At 56.5% G+C, this 22,966-nt stretch carries 19 protein-coding genes and 2 pseudogenes; 12 read left to right on the plus strand and 9 right to left on the minus strand.

Annotation, left to right across the window (positions count from 1 at the left end; all coding sequences use genetic code 11):
* The first annotated feature begins 77 nt into the window (after nt 1–77).
* From AC1DFB_RS11020 to pdeM, 12 genes and pseudogenes are all read left to right on the plus strand, one after another.
* Nucleotides 78–1,485, plus strand: a pseudogene (locus AC1DFB_RS11020) (type II and III secretion system protein family protein).
* 17 nt (nt 1,486–1,502) lie between these two features.
* Nucleotides 1,503–2,126 (plus strand): OmpA family protein, encoded by a 624-nt coding sequence (locus tag AC1DFB_RS11025; RefSeq protein ID WP_170404339.1) that lies wholly within the window; start codon nt 1,503–1,505, stop codon nt 2,124–2,126.
* 201 nt (nt 2,127–2,327) lie between these two features.
* Nucleotides 2,328–3,560: an AAA family ATPase gene (locus tag AC1DFB_RS11030; protein WP_170404342.1), complete on the plus strand. Its 1,233-nt coding sequence runs from the start codon at nt 2,328–2,330 to the stop codon at nt 3,558–3,560.
* Between the two features lie 17 nt (nt 3,561–3,577).
* Nucleotides 3,578–5,017: a TadA family conjugal transfer-associated ATPase gene (locus AC1DFB_RS11035; RefSeq protein WP_170397349.1), complete on the plus strand. Its 1,440-nt coding sequence runs from the start codon at nt 3,578–3,580 to the stop codon at nt 5,015–5,017.
* 12 nt (nt 5,018–5,029) lie between these two features.
* Nucleotides 5,030–5,998 (plus strand): type II secretion system F family protein, encoded by a 969-nt coding sequence (locus AC1DFB_RS11040; RefSeq protein ID WP_170397358.1) that lies wholly within the window; start codon nt 5,030–5,032, stop codon nt 5,996–5,998.
* Between the two features lie 11 nt (nt 5,999–6,009).
* On the plus strand, nt 6,010–6,987 hold the full coding sequence (locus AC1DFB_RS11045; protein WP_170404348.1) for a type II secretion system F family protein: 978 nt from the start codon (nt 6,010–6,012) through the stop codon (nt 6,985–6,987).
* Nucleotides 6,988–7,039: 52 nt separating this feature from the next.
* Nucleotides 7,040–7,582, plus strand: a complete 543-nt coding sequence (locus AC1DFB_RS11050; protein WP_370644360.1) for a tetratricopeptide repeat protein — start codon at nt 7,040–7,042, stop codon at nt 7,580–7,582.
* 30 nt (nt 7,583–7,612) lie between these two features.
* Complete coding sequence (locus AC1DFB_RS11055; RefSeq protein WP_170397362.1) at nt 7,613–8,464, plus strand: tetratricopeptide repeat protein; 852 nt, start codon at nt 7,613–7,615, stop codon at nt 8,462–8,464.
* Between the two features lie 29 nt (nt 8,465–8,493).
* Nucleotides 8,494–9,012, plus strand: coding sequence for a prepilin peptidase (locus AC1DFB_RS11060; protein WP_480921252.1), 519 nt, complete (start codon nt 8,494–8,496; stop codon nt 9,010–9,012).
* A 116-nt stretch (nt 9,013–9,128) separates the two neighbouring features.
* A pseudogene (locus AC1DFB_RS11065) lies at nt 9,129–10,435 on the plus strand (ATPase).
* Between the two features lie 49 nt (nt 10,436–10,484).
* Nucleotides 10,485–12,896 carry a ligase-associated DNA damage response DEXH box helicase gene (locus AC1DFB_RS11070; RefSeq protein ID WP_480921253.1) on the plus strand — a complete coding sequence of 804 codons (2,412 nt, stop codon included), beginning with the start codon at nt 10,485–10,487 and terminating at the stop codon, nt 12,894–12,896.
* A gap of 40 nt (nt 12,897–12,936) precedes the next feature.
* Entirely contained in the window at nt 12,937–13,599 is a 663-nt protein-coding gene (pdeM, locus tag AC1DFB_RS11075) for a ligase-associated DNA damage response endonuclease PdeM (RefSeq protein ID WP_170799813.1), read from the plus strand.
* A gap of 3 nt (nt 13,600–13,602) precedes the next feature.
* Here pdeM and AC1DFB_RS11080 read toward each other — a convergent pair whose 3' ends face one another.
* The 9 genes from AC1DFB_RS11080 to pal form a co-directional block, all read right to left on the minus strand.
* Nucleotides 13,603–14,187 (minus strand): LytTR family DNA-binding domain-containing protein, encoded by a 585-nt coding sequence (locus AC1DFB_RS11080; protein ID WP_480921254.1) that lies wholly within the window; start codon nt 14,185–14,187, stop codon nt 13,603–13,605.
* Nucleotides 14,188–14,561: 374 nt separating this feature from the next.
* Complete coding sequence (gene folD, locus AC1DFB_RS11085; protein WP_480921255.1) at nt 14,562–15,452, minus strand: bifunctional methylenetetrahydrofolate dehydrogenase/methenyltetrahydrofolate cyclohydrolase FolD; 891 nt, start codon at nt 15,450–15,452, stop codon at nt 14,562–14,564.
* 53 nt (nt 15,453–15,505) lie between these two features.
* Nucleotides 15,506–15,811: a chorismate mutase gene (locus AC1DFB_RS11090; RefSeq protein ID WP_170404363.1), complete on the minus strand. Its 306-nt coding sequence runs from the start codon at nt 15,809–15,811 to the stop codon at nt 15,506–15,508.
* A gap of 57 nt (nt 15,812–15,868) precedes the next feature.
* Nucleotides 15,869–17,545, minus strand: coding sequence for a formate--tetrahydrofolate ligase (locus AC1DFB_RS11095; RefSeq protein ID WP_170397376.1), 1,677 nt, complete (start codon nt 17,543–17,545; stop codon nt 15,869–15,871).
* 166 nt (nt 17,546–17,711) lie between these two features.
* Nucleotides 17,712–18,287 (minus strand): MOSC domain-containing protein, encoded by a 576-nt coding sequence (locus AC1DFB_RS11100; RefSeq protein ID WP_480921256.1) that lies wholly within the window; start codon nt 18,285–18,287, stop codon nt 17,712–17,714.
* 95 nt (nt 18,288–18,382) lie between these two features.
* A complete protein-coding gene (gene ftsH, locus AC1DFB_RS11105) occupies nt 18,383–20,299 on the minus strand; it encodes an ATP-dependent zinc metalloprotease FtsH (protein WP_170424311.1) in 1,917 nt (638 codons plus the stop codon).
* A gap of 406 nt (nt 20,300–20,705) precedes the next feature.
* Nucleotides 20,706–21,629, minus strand: a complete 924-nt coding sequence (gene tilS, locus AC1DFB_RS11110; RefSeq protein ID WP_480921257.1) for a tRNA lysidine(34) synthetase TilS — start codon at nt 21,627–21,629, stop codon at nt 20,706–20,708.
* On the minus strand, nt 21,626–22,456 hold the full coding sequence (gene ybgF, locus AC1DFB_RS11115; RefSeq protein ID WP_480922609.1) for a tol-pal system protein YbgF: 831 nt from the start codon (nt 22,454–22,456) through the stop codon (nt 21,626–21,628). Before ybgF ends, tilS begins: the two co-directional genes overlap by 4 nt.
* Before the next feature lie 4 nt (nt 22,457–22,460).
* Nucleotides 22,461–22,964, minus strand: a complete 504-nt coding sequence (pal, locus tag AC1DFB_RS11120) for a peptidoglycan-associated lipoprotein Pal (protein WP_170397385.1) — start codon at nt 22,962–22,964, stop codon at nt 22,461–22,463.
* Nucleotides 22,965–22,966: the final 2 nt, after the last annotated feature.

Below are 22,966 nucleotides of genomic sequence, written 5' to 3' on the forward strand. Positions count from 1 at the left end.
TGGTTCTGTCGCAGGGTTTCATAGCATAGGGCATAAGACCCAAAAAAAATCGAGTGGTGATCGGAGAGGCAGGTCACATGACAATACGTTCCTGGATCAGCGCAACCCTGCTGGGGTTGTCGCTAGTTGTGAGCCCAATCGGCGATGCCGCTTGGGCCCAAAATCTTCGCGTGGTTAAAAAGGGTACGGCGGAAACGCTGGATGTCCCCGTAAATCGCGCAATCGTGGTGGAAAGCGAACAACCGTTCGCAGACATCAGCATTGCCAATGCAGGCATAGCGGATATTTCGACCCTGTCGGACCGCACTATCTATGTTCTCGGTCGGGCACCGGGTACAACCACCCTGACAATGTTCGACGGCGCGGGTAATCTGATTACCAACGTGCGTGTGCGTGTTTCCCCTGATGTTTCGGAATTCAAAGAACGCTTGCGTCAGATTCTTCCCAGTGAGCGAGATCGAGGTTCGGACCGCCAATGATGGGATCGTCTTGTCGGGAACAGTTTCCAGCAGTGCCAAACTGGCGCGTGCGCTTGAGTTGGCAGAACGGTATGCCCCTGAACGTGTATCGAACCTGATGAATGTCGGTGGCGTGCAGCAGGTCATGCTGAAAGTGCGCTTTGCGGAAATGAACCGCTCTGTAGCCAAAAACTTGTCGGCATCCTTGGGCTTTGGCGGTGGCGACACCACTGCGGGCTTCAATACCTTGAATAACCAGGGCGCACTGAACAACGCACTGGCGAACAACATCCCGTTTGTTCAGACAAATTCCGGTGCCATTCTATTCGGTTTCGGCGCGGGTTCGACGCAGGTTCGACTGCTTTTGGAAGCCCTTGAAACCAAGGGTTTGGTTCGCAGCTTGGCAGAACCGAATCTTTCTGCACTGTCTGGCCAAGAAGCGGAGTTCCTTGCCGGTGGCGAGGTGCCAATCCCAGTACCCCAAGGCGACGGTGTCGTTGCGATCGAGTATCGTCAGTTTGGCGTACAGCTCCTGTTTGTTCCGCGCGTCGTCGATGGCAACCTGATCAACCTGGAACTGGGTGCATCAGTATCGAGCATCGACCAGAGTGCGAACTTCACGATCAACGGCGACAATGTTCCCAGCTTCATCACGCGTCAAACACGGACAACCATCGAGTTGCGCGACGGTGAGAGCTTTGCCATTGCAGGCCTAATCCAGGATGATTTCACGGATCTGAACAGCCAGGTTCCCTGGCTTGGCGATGTGCCCGTATTGGGCGCGTTGTTCAGGAGCGCTCAGTATCAGCGTGAGCAGAGCGAATTGATCATCATCATTACCGCGCATCTGGTGTCGCCCACTCGTGGCGAGGCGCTTGCCCTGCCGACCGATCGCGTGAAACCGCCCAGCGAGTTCGATCTGTTCGTAAACGGCAAGATCTCTCGGACAGAACGCGCCGGAAATGGTGCAGCCTCTGAAGTTGCCAATCAGGATTTTGGCACCTCTTACGGCTACGTGCTGGACTGATAGAGAGGATAGAACCAATGGAAAAGTGGATCATCACACTGGGTCTTTCGGTTGCTGTCGCCGGTTGTACACGCGAGGCCGGGTACGAAATCGATCAGGGCACGTTTGGTAACGCTACACTGAACAACATTCAGGTCATGAATGGTGAGTTGACGTATGGCCAAATCCTCGCGCGGCGTTTCGCTGCCGAGGTGCCAACACAGATCAACTTTGCCTTCGATAGCGCGCAATTGGACGCTTCGGCGCAACGAATCCTGTTGCAGCAGGCGGCCTGGATCAAACAGTTCCCCGAGGCGCGGTTCCGTGTCTATGGGCACACGGATGCTGTTGGCTCTGACGCATATAACAAGCGATTGGGCCAGCGCCGCGCCAATGCAGCTGTTGCATTCCTGACACGACAGGGCATTTCGCGTTCACGGTTGGAAGCCGTTGTTTCCTTTGGAAAATCCAGACCATTGGTTGCCACCCAAGACCGGGATCGACGCAATAGGCGGACGGTGACCGAGGTATCCGGCTTCTTTGACCGGCATCCAAATATTCTCGATGGAAAGTATGCGGACGTGATCTATCGCGAATACATCTCAAGCGCGATCCCGCAGAGCTACATCCAAAGGCAAGAAGACGCCAGCGGCGGCGAATAATAAACAGGAGATGGGCGACATTGTCGCCCATTTCCCTACAATTGGTTCTTTTGCGCCCAATTCTCGCCCAACTTCCAAGCCACTTTGTGAACAATTGGGTGACCTGCGGCCAAAATCGACCGCATCGGGCGACAGCATACCAGAACTGAATCTTCTCGCGTTCAAATGGTTTGCTCAGCCCTCTCGATGAGGATTGTGTTAATGACAAGCGCGACGCCGCAAGACGATAATAACGCCATTTTGGCCTGCACGATCAGCCGTGATGTCCAGAACTTCGACCTTTTGATCGAGGATATGGAAGCTGCGCTGGGCGAACGCTGGGGTGATCTTGGATTTGCCGAAGCGCTTGCGTTCTTTAGCCAACCCGAAGCCAAGACGCTTCAATTTGTAGCGCTGGCGCTGGACGGCGATGACGAAGACAACCTGACACTGATGGGTGAGATCATCACTCAGGCCAAGGAAAAAGGCATTAAGGTTGTCTTGATCGCCGAGGATGTCACCCCTGCCGCATTGCATCAGCTGCTACGCAGAGGTGCGGACGAGTTTGTCCCCTACCCGCTTCCCGAAAATGAACTTCAGGAAGCCATCGATCGTATGCAACAACCCGATCCGGTTGTGGCACCACAAGCAGCGCCTATTGCGACGAACGGCTCCTCGAAAGAAGGGGCGCTTTTTGTCGTGCAGGGTCTAGCAGGTGGAGTTGGTTCTACAACCATGGCGGTCAATCTGGCATGGGAACTTGCAACGGTTTCAGCCAAAGAAGCCCCGAAAGTGTGCCTGATCGATCTAGATCTGCAATACGGCACAGTTTCGACCTATTTGGATCTGCCTCGTCATGAAGCCGTGTTCGAAATGCTCTCAGACACGGATTCGATGGACGAAGACTCTTTCGGACAAGCGCTCCAGACGTTTGAAGAGAAGCTGCAAGTTCTAACGGCACCATCTGACATGGTGCCGCTGGACATCATCACGCCTGAGGACATTCAGCGTGTGATCGACACCGCACGCGCGAATTTTGATTATGTCGTCATAGACATGCCAAAAACACTTGTTCACTGGTCAGAAACGGTTCTGCAGGCCGCCCATGTCTATTTTGCCTTGCTCGAGCTGGATATGCGCTCGGCCCAGAACGCATTGCGTCTGAAACGGGCACTGCAGGCCGAAGAATTACCCTTCAACAAACTGCGGTTTGCTATGAACCGGGCTCCTAAATTTACCGATCTCAACGGTAAAAGCCGGGTTAAACGTATGGGTGAAAGTCTGGGTATTTCCATTGATCTGCTTTTGCCCGATGGCGGCAAACCCGTCATGCAAAGCGGCGACCACGGTTTACCGCTGGCAAATTCAGCGGCCAAGAACCCGCTGCGCCGGGAAATCGCCAAATTGGCTCAATCGCTTCATAGCCTTGGCAGTAGTGACGCCGAAGCCGCATAACTCAAAGGGGAGCTGCCGTGTTTTCAAGATACAAAAAACAGCCTTCGGCGCAGCCGGTTGAAACCCAGGCGTCGAAAGTCGAGGCCCCGGCAGCAGCAGCTGCGGCACCAGCTGCCAACGCAATTGCGCGCAAGCCGGTCAAGAAAAAGGCGGCAGAAGTTGTTGGAAACGACAAGGAACGCAAGCGCAAGGAACGGCTGGGCGAAATCAAGCTTGAGCTGCACCGCGAGCTTCTTGAAAACCTGAACCTCGCAGCCCTTGAAAAAGCTGAAGAATCAGAACTGCGGACAGAAATCAGCGCGATTGCCAGCGAAGTTCTGGAAGCCCGCAACATCGTTCTGAACCGTGAAGACCGCAGCCAGCTAAACAAAGAGCTTTATGACGAGGTCACCGGTCTCGGGCCGCTGGAAGCGCTGCTACAAGACGACTCGGTCAACGATATTCTGGTCAACGGCCCCCAGCAGATTTTTGTCGAACGGGCCGGTAAGCTTGAGATCAGCGACATCACGTTCAAAGACGAAAAGCACCTGATGCGGATCATCGACAAGATCGTTTCTGCCGTTGGTCGCCGTGTCGATGAATCCAACCCGTATGTTGACGCCCGCTTGGCTGATGGCTCACGTTTCAATGCGATGGTGCCGCCGATCGCGGTGGATGGTTCGCTTGTTTCCATTCGTAAGTTTAAGAAAGACAAGCTCGGCATCGACGATCTGGTCAATTTCGGTGCGTTTACCGAAGAAATGGCAGCCTATCTGCAAGCCGCCGTGTCGACTCGTCTGAATATCATTGTTTCGGGCGGTACCGGTTCCGGTAAAACGACAACGCTGAACGCGCTGTCGAGCTTTATCGACGACGCCGAGCGCATTCTGACCATTGAGGATACCGCGGAACTTCAGCTGCAGCAGACCCATGTGGGTCGGATGGAAAGCCGTCCGCCCAACGTTGAAGGCAAAGGCGAGGTCAGTCCACGCGATTGTTTGAAAAACGCCCTGCGGATGCGCCCCGACCGCATCATCGTGGGCGAGACCCGTGGCGCCGAAGTGATCGATATGCTGCAGGCCATGAATACCGGCCACGACGGATCAATGACCACGATCCACGCGAACTCGGCCCGTGACGGTATCTCGCGTCTTGAAAACATGATCGCCATGGCGGGGATCGAAATGCCGATCAAAGCGGTCCGCAGCCAGATCTCGTCGGCTGTGAATCTGATCGTTCAGGCCAGCCGTCTGCAGGATGGTTCGCGCCGGATGACATCAATCACCGAAATTACCGGCATGGAAGGTGACGTCATCTCGATGCAGGAAATATTTAAATTTCAACGTGTTGGCCTGACCCCCGACAACAAGATCATCGGTCATTTCACCGCCACAGGTGTGCGCAGCCACTATTCCGAGCGCTTCCGTCTGTGGGGCTTCGATCTGCCCGCCTCGATCTACGATCCAACCACGATGTAGGAGAACCAAGATATGCAACTGCCTGTCGAGGCGCTCATCTACATCGTGATTTTCGTCGGGGTTTTTGCCCTGGTCGAAGGTATCTATCTCGTCGCATTCGGAAAATCGATCAGCCTGAACAGCCGCGTCAATCGCAGGCTGGACATGATCGATAAGGGCGTCGGGCGCGAGCAAGTACTGGAGCAGCTGCGCAAGGAAATGCAGCAGCACATGAAATCGCAGAGCATACCGCTCTACTCGCTATTGGCAGACAAGGCGCAGAAGGCGGCGATCGCCTTCTCTCCTCGGCAGTTGATTGTGATCATGGCACTGGTTTCAGGGCTGGCTTTTGTAGGTTTGAGCGTAGGAACAGCGACCGAACCGACGCTTCGGGCGGCTCTATCGGTCGCGATCGGGGTCGGAGCGGTGTACGCTTGGGTCAATAACAAAGCCAATAAACGTATGGCCTTGATTGAAGAACAATTGCCCGACGCGGTGGAACTGATGGTTCGGTCACTTCGCGTCGGAAACCCATTTGTTTCCTCGATCCAAATCGTTGCTAACGAGGTCGAGGACCCCCTTGCGACAGAGTTCGGTGTTATCTCGGATGAATCCGCTTATGGCCGGGATGTCGGTGAAGCACTCAAGGATATGGCAGAGCGGCTGGATATGCAGGATTTACGGTTTTTGGCCGTCGCCGTTTCGATCCAGCAACAATCGGGGGGTAACCTTGCCGATATTTTGGCCGGATTGGCCAAGGTGATCCGCGCACGTTTCCGACTGTTCCGCCGGGTGAACGCTATCACCGCCGAAGCCAAATGGTCGGGCAAATTCCTGTCGGGTTTCCCGGTCGCCTGTCTTCTGTTCATCATGGTTAAGGACCCGAACTACTACGACGCCGTAATCGACGATCCGCTTTTCATTCCGGCATGTTTCTTTGTCGGTATCACGCTGACCCTGAACCTGATCGTCATGCGTATCCTGACCGACATTAAGGTTTAAGAGGCCCAAAGATGGAATTTTTGAACCAGATCAATGAGCTGTTGAAGCAGAACTTGGGTGAATTCGGTCCGCTGATTGTCGTGGGCGTTTTGGGATTGTTCATGATCCTGGTCACAATCCCGCTGATGCTGAACCAGCCGGAAGACCCACTAAAGAAGTTGCAGCGGTCAAATTCACCGCCCAAAAACAATAAAAAAGAGAAGAAAGAACGGCTCAGAACCGCCAGCCGAAACGAGCAGCTTGAAAAATTTGCCAATTTCCTCGAACCAAAGAATGAGGAAGAGTATACCGCTGTTCAGCTCAAGCTACGGCAAGCCGGCTACCAGTCCAAGGACGCGGTTCGTTTCTATCACTTCGCTCAGTTCGCATTGGGCATAATCGGAATACTGATCGGCGTCTCACTGGTTACCGTGTTTGCCGGCGATCAGGAATTTGACTCAACACAAATCCTCATACGCGTACTCGGACCTGGTACTGCGGGATACTTCGTGCCTAGATACTGGATCACGCGGCGCGTAGAGGAACGCAAAGAAGCGATCGTAAAAGGTTTTCCTGATACGCTCGATCTGATGTTGGTATGCGTCGAGGCCGGGCAGTCCCTGGATCAGGCCATTGTAAGGGTCGCGTCCGAGATGAAAGCATCTTACCCAGACATCGCGCTTGAGTTCGAGGTTGTCGCCTACGAAATGAAAGCGGGTAAAGAAAAAGACACCGTTTTGCGCGACTTCGCGACGCGATGCGGCGTTCAGGACGTCAGTGCGTTCGTCACCGTGATGATCCAATCAGCGACATTCGGGACATCCATTGCCGAAGCGTTGCGGGTTTATGCCGATGAAATGCGTGACAAACGCGTGATGCGCGCCGAAGAGGCAGCGAATAAGTTGCCAACCAAAATGACCCTTGCGACAATGATGTTGACCGTCCCTCCTCTGCTGGTCATCCTTGTTGGACCTTCGGCAAAAGGTATTATGGAGTTTGGAAACCGATAACGCCTTCCCGCTTCTTCGCTGGGTTGCCAAATCAGGTTGTTGGCACCTTCGTATGACAATTCAGGCCGCCATGGTTTTCACCATGGTGGCCTCTTGCACTGAAACAGGCGCGACAGACGATCCGTTTGCCCCTGGCGTCGACCCAGATGGGCCTGCGGTAGATGAGGTGACCGTCGGAAACCGATTGATGGCGGCGGGCGAATATGAGCTTGCACTTGAATCCTTCACTCGTGCCGCGTTGCAACAGGGTATGACCCCGCAAATCCTGACTTCGCTTGGGACAGCTAATTTGGGATTGCGCCGGATTGGCCAAGCTGAACCGCTATTGCGTCGTGCTGTCGAGGACGATCCCGAGTGGCCTGTGGCATGGAACAACCTGGGTGTTTTCTTGGTGGAAACGGGCGAATATGCCGAAGCCGCGCAGATGTTCCGCAGAGCCTATGCGCTGGACAATGGCGAAAGTGACGCAATCCGCGACAATCTGCGGTTAGCACTCGCAAAAATGGAAAATCCTGTTAATAATACCCCACAAGAACAAGAATTTGAACTGGAGCAGCGCGGCAACGGGCAATTTGTTCTGCGTAAAATCCAGTAATAGAGGCAGAGCAGTAAAGGACGCACAAAAATGCGCCAACCCTTCTTGATTCCGACGATGCTGGCGTGCGGGCTGGTTTTGGCCGCCTGCGCAAAGGAAACCGAAGAGGAAAAGGTTGAACGTACTTTTCAGGAAGTGAACGTCATCGACGAGACCAACCTGAATGACGTGATGCTGAATGCGGCCGATCCCAATGAGGCGGTGACCTATTTCCAAAGTGCGGCCGCCAAGAACCCCGACCGCATCGACCTGCAACGAGGACTAGCGATCACGCTGACCCGTGCCAAGCGCAGCACTGAAGCTTCCGCCGCGTGGAAACGTGTGCTGAGCATGAAAGGGGCCAACAACGCCGACCGTGTCGAATACGCTGATGCTCAGATTCGCAGCGGCAATTGGGATGGCGCAAAGGCGACATTGGACAAGATCCCCCCTACATATGAAACCTTTAAACGGTATCGGCTTGAAGCGCTGGTGGCAGATGCCAAAAAAGACTGGAATCGCGCCGACCATTACTACGAAACCGCGGTGGGCCTGACGACCCGCCCTGCCGGAGTCATGAACAACTGGGGCTATTCCAAACTAACGCGCGGGCAATATGCGGAAGCCGAGCGGCTGTTTACCGACGCCATTAGGCAGGACAATTCTATGTTCACCGCCAAGAACAACCTTGTTCTGGCGCGCAGCGCGCAAGGCAACTACAGCGTCCCTGTTGTCCCAATGACGCAGACCGAACGGGCGAAACTGTTGAACACCATGGCCATTTCAGCCGTGAAACAGGGGAATATCAACCTGGCCAAGAACCTCTATCGCGAGGCGATTTCCACCCACCCGCAGCATTATGACGAGGCGGTCCGCTCGCTTCGGGCCCTTGAGGACGCCTGATCCATGATCATACCAGCGGCAGCGGCGGCGTGGTTTCTACCTTTGTTCTGCCGATCTGTTTCTACGTTGCCTTTACGGATATGCGTGAGATGCGGATCAAGAACCACGCGGTCATCGCGCTGGCGGTTGTTTATCTCATCGTCGGGCTTATCGCATTGCCACCGTGGTCCGGTCCGTGGATCCCCGGCAACATCGGGCCGTTAAGCCTGTCTCTGCCTGTCTACGGATGGCAGCTGCTTCACATGGTTTTCGTTCTTGTTATCGGCATCGTGCTAAATGCAGCTGGTGTGATGGGGGCCGGAGACGCGAAGTTCTGCGCCGCTGCCGCAGCGTTTGTCTGGGTCGGTGACCTGATGTGGGTCATGGTGATTCTGACGGCAACTCTGCTGGGAGCGTTCTTTGCCCACCGGTTGGCGAAATACACCCGGCTGCGCCAGATCGCGCCACATTGGGAAAGCTGGGATCGCGGCAAACAGTTCCCCATGGGTCTGACGCTGGCTGGCAGCCTCGTTGTTTATTTGATTTTGGGCATAATCCACGGATCGTGAACAATCATCAGCGCGCCTTGCCCGCGCCTTTGTCCTGCCACAAATCCGCGCCAAATTCTTCCAAAGCGGCCCCGCAAGGGCCTTTGGCGTGATTTTTGGATGGACGAGCCCCGCTCATGAATATGCAGACCTCCTCTGTGATTGCCCCCCCGCCCCTAAAGGCCTGGGAGAAATGCAACTTCCGCTGGTGATGATGCGGGACATTCTGTTGAAGACCGTCTTTCGCAAGAACGTGGATACGGTCAGCGAAATTGCGGGTGCCATCTGTCTGCCCGGGTCCGTGACACAGGAACTAGTTGATATCGCACGCGAGCAGAAACTGCTTGAAGCGACCGGGACTCTGAACGCCAACTCCGGCAATGAAATGGGCTATCAGCTGACCGATGCGGGCAAAGCGCGGGCGTTGGACGCGTTGAGCCAGTCTGAATATTTCGGTGCGATGCCGGTGCCGCTCGATGTTTACCGCGAGCAGGTCAAGCGCCAGTCGATCCGCAACATTCAAGTCACCCGCGACCAGCTAACCGGCGCGATGGGCCATCTTGTTCTGCCCGACAGCCTGCTGGATCATCTGGGCCCGGCGGTCAGCGCCGGCCGCTCAATTCTGATGTATGGCCCTCCGGGCAATGGTAAATCCTCGATCTCGAACGGCATTCGCGATGCTTTGGGGGACAACGTCTATGTTCCGCGCGCTATCGAATATGCCGGTCAGGTGATTACGGTCTACGACCCGATCGTGCACACCGCGATCGAGCAAGAAGAGGACGATCCCAACAGTCTGCGCCGCCGCAAGCGGTTCGACACTCGCTATGTTCAATGCGAACGCCCCACCGTTGTGACTGGTGGTGAACTGTCACTGAGCATGCTGGATTTGGTCTACAACCCCACCGCGCGTACCTATCAGGCGCCTTTGCAGCTGAAATCCACCGGCGGCATCTTCATCGTGGACGACCTTGGACGTCAGGCAGAGCCCCCTCAGGCCCTGATCAACCGCTGGATTGTTCCGCTTGAAGAAAGCAAGGATATCCTTGGCCTGCAATCGGGTGAGAAGTTCGAAGTACCATTCGACACGCTGGTTATTTTTTCGACCAACTTCCACCCGAATGAGATTTTCGACCAAGCGGCCCTGCGCCGGATTTTCTTCAAGATCAAAATCGACGGCCCGAACCAAGAGAACTTCCTGAAGATCTTTGCCATGGTCGCCCGCAAGCGCGGTATGCCACTAGACGAGGCGGCGCTAGTGCATTTGCTGAAGGTCAAATACCCGACCATCAACAACATCTACGCCAACTATCAGCCGATCTTCCTGATCGACCAGATGATCTCAATCTGCGAGTTTGAGGGTATCCCTTATCAGATGAGTCCTGACCTGATCGACCGAGCCTGGGCCAACATGTTCGTTAAGGAAGAAAAGATCATTCACTGATCCCCTTGTCCTGGTTTCCATGGCCTGAGGGCTGCGCTAGGTTTGCCGGATGGTGCAGATTCCCCCGGCAATCCAAAACTGGTTTTCGAACAAAGGCTGGTCGATTCATCCACATCAGCAAGACATGTTTGAGCGGGCGAATGATCCCGCGACCCTACTTATCGCTCCAACTGGTGGCGGCAAAACCATGGCCGGGTTTCTGCCTTCCTTGGCCGAGTTGGCGCTGGGGCAGCATGACGGATTGCACACGCTTTATGTGTCTCCTCTCAAGGCGCTGGCAGCGGATATCAGGCGCAATCTGCGCGTTCCCGTCGAGGAAATCGGCCTACCAATTCGGATCGAAGATCGCACCGGCGACACATCGGCCACGCAGAAGAAACGCCAGCGCGCCGATCCTCCACATATCCTTCTGACCACGCCCGAGAGTCTGGCGTTACTTACTTCATACGAAGATGCTCCGCGCATGTTTGCTGGGGTCCAGCGCATTGTTGTCGACGAAATACATGCACTGGCAGAAAGCAAACGGGGGGATCAATTGATGCTGGCGCTGGCACGATTGCAGACACTCTGCCCCGATCTGCGCCGCGTAGGCTTGTCCGCCACGGTTGAAGACCCCGAAGGCATCGCACGATTTCTAGCCCGCAATCCCGATCCTTGCCGAATTATTCAGGCTGATCCCGGCCCTGACCCCGATATCTCGATGCTGCAAACACAAGAGATGCCGCCATGGTCGGGCGGTGGCGCAGCCTATTCCATCCCCGCTGTGATGGAGCAGATCAAAAAGCACAAGACGACACTTATCTTTCACAATACTCGGGCGCAGGCCGAGATTTTCTTTCACAACCTCTGGCTCGCCAACGACGACGCTCTGCCCATTGGCATTCATCACGGCAGCCTGGATCGGCAACAACGCGAACGGGTCGAGGCCGCGATGGTCAGGGGTGATCTGAGGGCAATTGTCTGCACCGGCAGCCTCGATCTGGGGATCGACTGGGGCGATGTGGATCTGGTGATCCAGATCGGCGCGCCGAAGAACGTCAAGCGGCTGGTGCAGCGGATCGGGCGCGCAAATCACCGCTACAATGCCCCTTCCAAAGCTATTCTCGTCCCAGCCAACCGGTTCGAAGTGGTCGAATGTGTTGCTGCACTGGAAGCTGTGCAAGAACATGATCTGGATGGCGACCCCCGCGGGCCAGGACCCAGGGACGTTTTGTGCCAGCATATTCTGATCGCCGCCGCTGCGGGACCGTTTGATGCAGATGCACTCTACGCCGAAATGACGGCTGCCGGGCCTTATGCGCAGATCACCCGTGCTGAATTCGATGCCTGTTTGGAATTCTGCGCCACCGGTGGATATGCCCTGCGAGCCTATGATCGGTGGCAGAGGCTTCAGCAGCACCCGGATGGAGCGTGGCAATTGCGCGACCCGAGGGCGGCACAGCGTATCCGCATGAACCTTGGCACGATTCAGGACACCGACACGCTGAAGGTTCGGCTTAAGCGCAATCGCGGGGGCAAGCCTCTGGGTGAGGTAGAGGAGGGATTCGCGGCCTCGCTAACCCCTGGTGATACCTTTCTGATCGGTGGTCAGATCGTCCGCTATGAGGGTCTGCGAGAGATGGTGGTCGAGGTCAGCCGCCGCGCTGACCGCAAGCCCAAGATCGCGACCTTTTCGGGTACCAAGTTCGCCACGTCCACCCAGCTGAGCGACCGAATCCTACGGATGTTCGCACAGCCGGATTGGCCTCAGTTGCCAGGCCACACTGCCGAATGGCTGGGTCTTCAGCGCGAGATATCACGCCTGCCGCAAAGTGACCGCCTGTTGATTGAAAGCTTCCCTGACAGGGGGCGCGAGCATCTATGCGTCTACGGATTTGCCGGCCGCAATGCGCAACAGACGCTGGGCTTGCTGTTGACCAAACGCATGGAGGAAACCGGCCTTGCGCCGCTGGGATTTGTAGCCACTGACTATGCCACCTTAATCTGGGGGCTGGATGCGGTGACCGATCCGCGCCCACTATTTCAGTTGGACGCGCTACGAGAAGGATTGGAGACTTGGCTGGCGGGTAACGCCGTGATGAAGCGTACCTTTCGTGCTTCGGCCACAATCGCGGGCCTCATTGAACGCAACACTGGTGGGCAGCGCAAGAGTGGTCGGCAGGCGACATTTTCGTCAGATATCCTCTATGACACCTTGCTGAAATACGATCCTGACCATCTGCTGATGCAAATCACCCGCGAAGAGGCCATGCGCGGGTTGGTCGATTTCGGACGGATCGAAGCCATGGTCGCCCGGATCGGAGACCGGATTGACCTGCTGCGGCTAGACCGCGTCTCACCCCTGGCGGCGCCTCTGTTCCTCGAAGTTGGCAAAGTCCCCGTCAAGGGTGAAGCCGAGGAACGCCTGCTTGCGGAAGAAAGTGCCCGGTTACTGCAGGCCGCCGGATTGCAACCGGCATAAACCACTTGCGCAATCCGCAAAATCGTATGAAGAACGGATCATGAACAAGATCGCGTTTTCATTTTCTGGCCAAGACTTGACTGCGCTTGGGTCGGGCGCACTATGGTGGCCGGAACAGGGCCTGCTCTGTGTTTCCGATCTGCATTTAGGCAAATCCGAACGGATCGCCCGCAGGGGCGGCCCGACATTGCCGCCGTATGACAGCCGCGAAACATTGACCCGATTGGCAAGTGATCTTGCCAGTACCGGTGCCACGACGGTCATCTGTTTGGGGGACAGCTTTGACGATCTCGATGCCTCGGGCGCGTTGGCTGCCGAGGATAGGCAACAGATCACAGCAATGCAGGCTGGGCGGCGTTGGATCTGGATTGAAGGGAACCATGACCCCGGCCCGGTAGAAATGGGCGGCACACATCTGTCCGAGTGGGCTTGCCACGATCTGATTTTTCGCCATATCGCCCAGCAAAACAGTGCAGGTGAAATCTCGGGCCACTACCACCCCAAAGTTAACCTGAATGCCCGAGGGCGCTCGATCACCCGACCGGCTTTTTTGTTGGATCAATCACGTCTGATCCTTCCAGCTTATGGCGCTTACACTGGGGGGTTGCGCAGTTCAGCAGAGGCTCTGAGCGGCATCATGGCACCGGATGCGCGGGCAATTCTGACCGGTGCGCAGCCTCAACTCATCCCGATGCCCAGATAGGTTCTAGAGCAACCCGTCGTCCACGAGCTGTTGCTTGTATTTCCTGCTGACAGGAACCTGATCGCCGTTGCTTAGGTGCAAAAAGGATTTTCCCTTTTCTTTTTCGACCCCAACAATCGCCGAATCCACGACCCAGTGTGAACGGTGCGTACAATGGCCTTGTACCGGCTCCATCTCGGCAATCGCGTCGGTAAAGCGCGAGCGGATTTTAAACGTACCATCGGACGTGACCACGTCGACATAGTGATCGCGCACGGTTAACCGATAAACCTGCCCCTTGAAAGTGGCGGGCAAACGATTGAAAAGACGTGGTCTGGGTTCGAATACCGGTGCTGCGGTTTCTTCCCGCTGACGCACCAGCAAAAGTCCGGTGGCGAAGAGAAGACCATAAGGGGCGACTTTCAATATGCCCGGTGCCATCAATCCATTTAGCGTGAACAGAATCCAGGTCAGAAACCACAGTGATGGTGCAAACAATGTCAGGATCAACAGGACGAAGGCAAAATCACGGACCAGCAATCCGGATCGATTTAGCCGTTCGCGTACCAGCTTTCCAGCCGACCAAGTCGCTGCAAGCGCGAGCAGCATAACACCTGTCCAGAACACCATCCGCTGACTGAATGGCAGTGTCATATCCCGAAAGGGGGCAAAGGAATACGCCAATAAAGGAATAAAAACGAGGCCCGCCACTACCCGTTGAAGGCTTATTAACGAGAAGATCGGACTCAGCTTCATCATACCAGGTAACGCACCTCGCCAAAGGTAAAACCATGAAACACGAACAGACAGGATTATAACCCCTTAAACGGCTGGAATAGAAGGATTATCACCGACCGACGCTAGGTCAAGTCAAGATGTAGTTATATAAATATCCTAATCTAATGAAAAAGGCCGGAGAGCTTTTCGCTCTCCGGCCAATTCAATCATGGACGTTGCGCCCGGATTGAACACCGAGGCTGCTATTAAGCAGTCAGACCTTCAGGTTCAGGCAAGCCGTTTGCGCGGCAAGCCGCGGTGAGCGTGTTCGCAAGGAGGCAGGCGATCGTCATAGGGCCAACTCCGCCGGGAACAGGGGTAATCGCACCAGCGCGTTCTGCCGCAGTGGCGTAGTCAACGTCGCCAACCAGCTTGTTCTTGCCGTCGCGTTCGATCCGGTTGATGCCGACATCGATCACGGTTGCGCCTTCCTTGATCCAGTCACCCGGAACCATCTCGGGGCGACCAACTGCGGCGACCACAATATCAGCACGATGCACAACATCGGGAAGATCTTTGGTGCGGCTATGCGCGATGGTCACGGTGCAACTGTCGCCCAGAAGCAACTGCGCCATCGGCTTGCCCACGATGTTCGACCGACCGATCACTACAGCATCCATGCCGGACAAAGAGCCGTGGTGATCGCGCAACATCATCAGACATCCCAGCGGAGTGCACGGCACCATTGACTTCTGACCTGTTCCCAACAGGCCCACATTCGAGATGTGGAACCCGTCCACGTCCTTTGCCGGATCGATCGAGTTGATCACCAGATCTTCGTTCAGATGCTTGGGCAGCGGCAGTTGCACCAGAATGCCGTGCACCGCAGGGTCATTGTTCAGTTTGTCAATCAGCGCCAGCAGGTCCGCCTCGGACGTGTCCACATCCAGCTTGTGCTCGTACGAGTTCATGCCGACCTCGACGGTCATCTTGCCCTTAGAACGGACATAGACCTGGCTGGCCGGGTCTTCGCCCACCAGAACCACCGCCAGACCGGGGGTGATGCCGTTCTCTTCTTTCAGCTTTGCAACCTGGTCAGCCACCTGCGCGCGCACTTTGGCGGCAAAGGCCTTTCCGTCGATAACCTGCGCTACCATTCTTTGATCCCTTCTTTCACAAAACGGATCGGGCGCACTAGGCGCCCGTTTCTTCAGTCTGGGCCGAGCACGCGTTCTTCGCGGGCAATCGACCAATCAATCAGTATACGCCAGAGCTTTTCGGCAAGATCGGGGTCCATACCCAACTCATCCGAGCTCTTGCGGACGCGCTGCACCACATCTTCGACACGTTCCGGGATGCGGGCTGGCAGGCCCTCGCCGGGTTTCAGTTGCGACGCGCGGTCGATATAGGTTGCGCGCGTTACCAGCAATCCAATCAATTGGCGGTCCAGCTTGTCGATCTGAGGCCGCAATTCCTGCATCGAATGACAGTCTTGCGGAGGTATCAGAGTGGGCATTTTGGTCTCCTGCGGCCCGGGGATATCCCCGGACCACGAGATGTCTTATTTGAGCGCTTAGAACAAGCCCTCGATCTCACCTGCGTCGTTAAGGCAGATGGTTTCGGCGGCCGGTTTGCGCGGCAGACCGGGCATGGTCATGATCTCACCGCAGACAACGACGATGAAACCGGCACCAGCGGAAAGGCGAACCTCACGCACCGGAACCGAGTGTCCGGTAGGCGCGCCGCGCAGGGTTGGGTCGGTCGAGAACGAATACTGGGTTTTCGCCATGCAGACCGGCAGATTGCCATAGCCTGCTTCTTCCCATTCGCGCAGCTGGTTGCGGATCTTGTTGTCGGCCAGAACTTCGTCGGCGCGATAAATACGCTTGGCGATGGTTTCGATCTTCTCGAACAGCGACATGTCGTCAGGGTAGATCGGTGAGAAGTTCGCGGCGCCGTTTTCGACGATTTCGACAACTTTTTCCGCCAAAGGCGCAGAGCCATCCGAACCCAGCTCCCAGTGACGCGACAGGATCGCCTCAACACCATGCTCGCCGCAGTAGTCCTTGACCGCCTGAACTTCGTCATCGGTGTCGGTGACGAAGTGGTTGATCGCGACGACAACCGGAACACCGAAGGATTTGACGTTTTCGATGTGGCGACCCAGGTTGGCGCAACCTGATTTCACAGCGTCGACGTTTTCCGCACCCAAGTCAGCCTTGGCCACGCCGCCATTCATTTTCATCGCGCGCACGGTGGCAACCAGTACCACTGCCGATGGAGCAATACCCGCCTTGCGGCACTTAATGTTCATGAACTTCTCGGCACCGAGGTCAGCACCAAAGCCCGCTTCGGTGACAACATAGTCGGCCACTTTCAGAGCGGTTTTGGTTGCGATAACCGAGTTACAGCCGTGCGCGATGTTTGCAAACGGGCCGCCGTGGACGAAAGCCGGGTTGTTTTCCAGCGTCTGCACCAGGTTCGGCTGCATCGCGTCTTTCAACAGAACGGTCATTGCACCTTCTGCCTTGATATCGCGGCAGTAAACCGGGGTCTTGTCGCGGCGGTAAGCAACAATGATGTCGCCCAGACGCTTCTCCAGATCTTTCAAGTCGTTTGCCAAGCAGAGGATCGCCATGACTTCGGACGCCACGGTGATGTCAAAGCCTGCTTCACGCGGGAAACCATTCGACACGCCGCCCAGAGACGCCGTGATCTGACGCAGAGCACGGTCATTCATGTCGACGACGCGGCGCCATGCAACGCGGCGTGTGTCGATTTCCTGCTCGTTACCCCAATAGATATGGTTGTCGATCATCGCCGACAGCAGCGAGTGGGCCGAGGTGATGGCGTGGAAGTCACCTGTGAAGTGCAGGTTCATTTCTTCCATCGGAACAACCTGCGCGTAACCGCCACCTGCGGCGCCGCCCTTCATGCCGAAGTTCGGGCCAAGCGAAGCTTCGCGGATACAGATCATCGCGTTCTTGCCGATGCGGTTCAAGCCGTCGCCCAGACCTACGGTGGTGGTGGTCTTGCCTTCACCTGCGGGGGTTGGGTTGATCGCGGTCACCAGGATCAGCTTGCCGTCTTCGCGGTCCTGTACCGAGTTGATGAAGTCCTGGCTGACTTTGGCCTTGTCATGGCCGTAAGGCAGCAGATCATCGCTGGAGATACCCAGCTTCGCGCCGATTTCCTGAATCGGCTTTTTGTTCGCCTCGCGGGCAATCTCAATGTCGGATTTGTAGCTCATTGGGCAGGGTCCCTGATTGAATTCCGTGCAAAACCGACGCACGGGCGTCGGCGCTGCGCAACATATACTGATGTACACAACACTGATGGCTAAGGATTCCGACATTTTCATGCCGCGAAACGGCGTTGCGAGAAATCGTAATGCGCAAATCGGAAACGGATTGAACCTATGGGTTCCAAAGGGGCTGATCCGGCACAAACAATTGCATCTTGTCGCCGCGTTTCAGAGCTCCCGGGCGTTCGACCCAAGCCGTTATCCCGCGTCGCCCTTTGGCCGCAGGTTTGAATGCAGCCCCGTAACCAGTGTGATCTGCCTCGATCTCGCGGCCCGGAAGAACGCAGGGGGCGTTTTCCATGTCCACAGTGATCGTCAACCCGCTCTCGGCCTTCAACCGCGAAGATGGAGGGATATGAGAGAAATCGGGAATGCCCTTCAGGACAATCGAAGCCCCAAGGTAAGACGGATCAAGCGTTGCCAACTCCATCTCAGCCGCAATATCACCCAATTCCTCTGCCGACAGCACTGACAGTTGCCGCACATTCCGGATCTCGGTGCCCTTTGGATAGAGATTCGCTACTCGAACACAGGACGCCCTATTGAGCCCCTGATGCCGTTCCCCCTGAACGCCATCAAAATTCAGGTCCAAATCGTTGACAGGCTTGGCCCGCAAAGACTGGCCTGCTGGAACATGGCCCAGCCATACCACCTCGGCTGAATATTCAGTTTCACATAAGAACGGCATGAGATGCCCCCATTCATCTGCAGGTTTGTAGGCATAATGCCCGGCAACGCCCTGATGAAAAGAGAAAACCCGGAGGCTGGCTCCGGGTTTTGCAATTATGCGGTGGGTTCTGGTTCCATCCCGCCATCTGGCGGCGATTTCTTGGACTTGGTCTTCGGGATGGCAGTTACGCTGGGGGCGTTACCCTCATCGGGGCTGTCACCCTCATCATCGCTTTCGGTGGGCGGTTCGCCATTCATGACGCGCTTGATCTCATCGCCGGTCAGGGTCTCATACTCAAGCAGGCCTTGCGCCAGTCGCTCCCATTCCTCGTTCTTGTCGGTCAGGATCTTGTGCGCGCGTTCATAGCCTTGCTGGATCAGGCGCTTTACCTCTTCTTCAATCAGCTCTTTGGTATGAGCCGATACCGAGAACCCGGCGGTGTTGCCCTGATAGCCTTCATGCGCCTCGGCATAGTCGATGTTGCCGACCTTGTCGGACATGCCCCAGCGCATCACCATGGCGCGGGCCAACTGGCTGGCCTGCATGATATCGCCCGCAGGGCCGTTCGACACGTGATCTTCGCCGTATTTAATCACCTCGGCGGCCTTGCCTGCCATAGTCATGGCCAGCTTCTGCTCACACTCATCGCGGTGATAGTTCAGACGATCCATTTCGGGCAGTGACACAACCATACCCAGCGCACCACCGCGCGGAATGATGGTCGCCTTATAGACCGGATCGCACAGCGGCAGTTCCAGACCCACAACGGCATGGCCGGCCTCGTGATAGGCGGTTTTTTCCTTCTGGTCCTGCGTCAGCACCATCGAACGGCGCTCGGCCCCCATCATCACCTTGTCTTTGGCGTTCTCAAAGTCCTCCATGGTGACAAAGCGACGACCGACGCGGGCGGCCATCAACGCGGCCTCGTTCACGAGGTTCGCCAGATCAGCACCCGAAAAGCCCGGCGTGCCGCGCGCGATAATGCGCAGGTCGACATCGGGGCCCAGAGGCGTCTTGCGCGCGTGCACGCCCAGAATCTTTTCGCGGCCTTTGATGTCGGGGTTGCCAACAGTCACGTTGCGGTCAAACCGGCCCGGACGCAGCAGCGCAGGGTCCAGAACGTCCTTCCGGTTGGTGGCCGCCAGAATGATCACGCCTTCATTGGCCTCGAAACCGTCCATCTCAACCAGCAGCTGGTTGAGAGTCTGTTCGCGTTCGTCGTTACCGCCGCCATAGCCAGCACCACGATGGCGCCCCACGGCGTCGATTTCGTCGATGAAGACGATACAAGGCGCGTTCTTCTTGGCTTGCTCGAACATGTCACGTACACGCGATGCACCAACACCAACGAACATTTCAACGAAATCGGAACCTGAGATCGTAAAGAACGGCACACCCGCCTCGCCCGCAATCGCACGGGCAAGCAGCGTCTTACCAGTGCCCGGAGGGCCAACCAGCAGCGCGCCTTTGGGAATCTTACCGCCCAAACGCGAAAATTTCTGCGGGTTGCGCAGGAATTCCACGATCTCTTCCAGCTCTTCCTTGGCCTCGTCGATGCCCGCAACGTCGTCGAACGTCACCCGGCCATGCTTTTCGGTCAGCATCTTGGCCTTGGACTTGCCAAAACCCATCGCGCCACCTTTGCCACCACCTTGCATCCGGTTCATGAAATAGACCCAGACACCGATCAGCAGCAGGAAGGGCAGCAGCGTGATCAGGAACGACTGGAAACCCGATTGCTGCTGTTTTTCAGCACGTACGGGGATGTTCTTGTCGATCAGCAGCTTCGTCACCTCGGCATCGGTGGGTTTGATGGTGACAAAGTCCTGATTCTCATTCGTGCGATAGCGGATCTGTTCGCCATCTAGCGTGACGCTGGTGACGTCTCCGGCGTCCACGGCGCTGACGAATTCGGAATAGGTGCGTTCATTGTTCTGAAGCGACCCGCTGGGTCCACTGAACAGGTTGAACAGTGCCAGGATCAGCAGAAACAGAACGACCCAGAAGGCGATGTTGCGAGCGTTGCCCAAGGAAAATCTCCCGAAAGGTTTCGGCAGGTGGGGACCTGCCGGGGTTGTTCCTTAAAATAGAGAGGATTGTGGCAGGTTCAATGAGATAAAATCACTGCGTCGAAGTCAGACCTTTCAGGAAGCAGTTCGGCCCGCCATTCATTTGCAAAACCGGCCAGAGGTGCCGCCAATAGCATGCCTTCAACCCAGACTGAGGGCGTCGACAGCACGACAGCACGAGGTTTTCCCGCAGAGCGCCAGTTTTCCAGCTGCAAAACACCATCCTCACCAAGTGCCCGAATTTCTGCATCTTCAGTTTTGGGCCCGGATAGAATCCATCGCTGGTCCCACGGCTCTGAGGGTCGCGCGCGCTGTTTGGTGACGGCCTTTAGCTCTCTGCAAATCCAAGTTTTTTTGCCTTCCGGGATTATAATGCATCCCCCCAGGGTGGCCGTCTTAGCAGACGAAATTGCATCCAACACCTGATCCACCGCTTTGTGTCGCGGCGGATATTCTCCCCCGTGATCCATGAAACAGACGCAATCACAAGCCGACGACAGATTTCTTCGGGCAGAGTTTCGAACCCATCGCGATCGATGCAAAGATCGCCATCCGCCACCGTGATAAACCGGAGAGCGGATTCCTGCGCGTATTGCGCCAATGCTTCACGCGCTTGTGCCATATTTTCAGCGACCCGTGATAATGACTCTGCCGTGATCCCGATTTGATTTAATCCGGAAAGTGCCTGGCGGGCTTTGATCCGGTCAAAACGAGGGTCCTGATTCGACGGATCATCAATCCACGAGATACCCTGCGCAGTCAGATATTCCCGAAGATTTGAGCGTGTTGTGGACAGCAAGGGGCGCAGCAATGTGACCCGACCTTCTTTTCGCGATACAGCCATGGCCGAAAGCCCCGAAACGCCCGAAGCACGGGCCAGCCGCATCAGTACCGTTTCAGCCTGATCATCCTCCGTGTGGCCCAGCGCAACTGCCTCTAGGCCCTTCGATTCGGCCCACGCGACCAGCAACCGGTATCTCGCACGCCGCGCCTGATCCTGCAGATTTCCGGATCCATCCCACCCCTGCCATTTCAGCGTTTCATGGGGAATGCCTAAACGCTGCGCCAGTGTCGCGACGGCCAAGGCCTCTGACGCAGATTCAGCTCGCAGGCCGTGATCAACGGTCGCCGCAAACAGCTCGATCTGCTCTTGTCGCGCGATATCAACAAGTAATCGCAACAGGGCAGTCGAATCACTGCCCCCTGATACCGCCACCCCCAGACGGCGCGGCAGTGGATCGGGCAGACCTGCCCGCAAATTGGCCCGAAGCGTATCGGCGTCAGAGGTCAAGAACAGCCCAGTGTTGCCATTTCCTGTGTGGCCGAAGCTGCTGGCGCCGAGGTCGGGAACCGTACGCCAACTTCGCCGAGGGTGATGCAAGCCTGATCGGTTTGGCCCAGCTGTCCAAGCGCTGCGCCCAACTCAAACAACGCCTCGGGTGCCAGAGGTCCTTCGGAGTCGCCCGTGAAGCTGGCCAGAAAGGCGCGCGCCGCTTCGCGTGTATCGCCCACCCCTTTCAGCGCCTGCCCGCGCCGCAGGTTGGCTTGGCTCGCCAGCGGGCTGCCCGGATAGGACTGGTCGAATTGCGCAAACAGATCGGCCGCGGTCTGGAAATCTCCATCCACCAGGGCCTGCGAAGCGGCATCAAAATCCGCTTGTTCACCGACTGCAAGCTCACCCTGATCAGTGACCGTGGGTTGCGTAGGGTTGGGGGTGGGTGCCACAGCCACATCGGTCGATGTCTCACCACCCAGCGTTGAGGTTTCGCCCAGCGCGCTCAGATCACCGCCTTCAAGTTCAACCAGACGAAACTCCAAATCACCGATACGGTTGGTGCCATCGGTCACGACATTCTGCACCCGTTGGTTCAACTGCTCGGTCTGACGAGTCAGGCGCTGTAGTTCGGCCTCGATCGCATCAACGCGCTCAAGCACGGAACTGCCGGACAGGTTTGGCGCAGTGGAACCAGTGGTTGAAAACTCGCGCTTGAGACGCTGAATTTCCACATGCAGCACGGTTAATTCCTGACGGATATCCGCCAGCGTCTGCTGATCCTGTGCCTGTGCCATACCAGCGACGGTCACGACCGCCGCCAGAACCAAACCTGCAATTCGCATCATCTTACCCCAAGGTTGAACCGGTCAGCACCGTCACCGCGCGGCGGTTTTTCGAATAGCAATCCTCGGTGCTGCAAATTTCGATCGGGCGTTCCTTGCCATAGCTGACGGTGGTCAACCGGTTGCCTGCCACCCCGCGCGAGATCAGATACTCCCGCGCCGCATTGGCCCGGCGAGCTCCAAGCGCAAGGTTGTATTCGCGCGTGCCCTGCTCGTCCGCATGGCCTTCGATATTGGCGACAAAATCCGGATTGGCGAGCAGCCAATCGGCCTGCCCTTGCAGAATCGTCTGCGCCTGCGGGCTGAGCGTGGACTGATCGACCGCGAACAGAACCCGGTCACCAACTGTCTGCTGGAAATAAGCCGGTGAGCGCGGATCACTGGGTGAGCCCGGAACCAGCGCGCCGCTGCCACCAGCGCCGCCACCCAGAGCCGACGGATCATTATTGGAACAGGCCGCAATCAGGGTCAGCGCCCCAATTGCCGCGACTTTGCTCAACAGTTTCATCT

It is taken from the genome of Ruegeria sp. S84 (assembly GCF_056583445.1).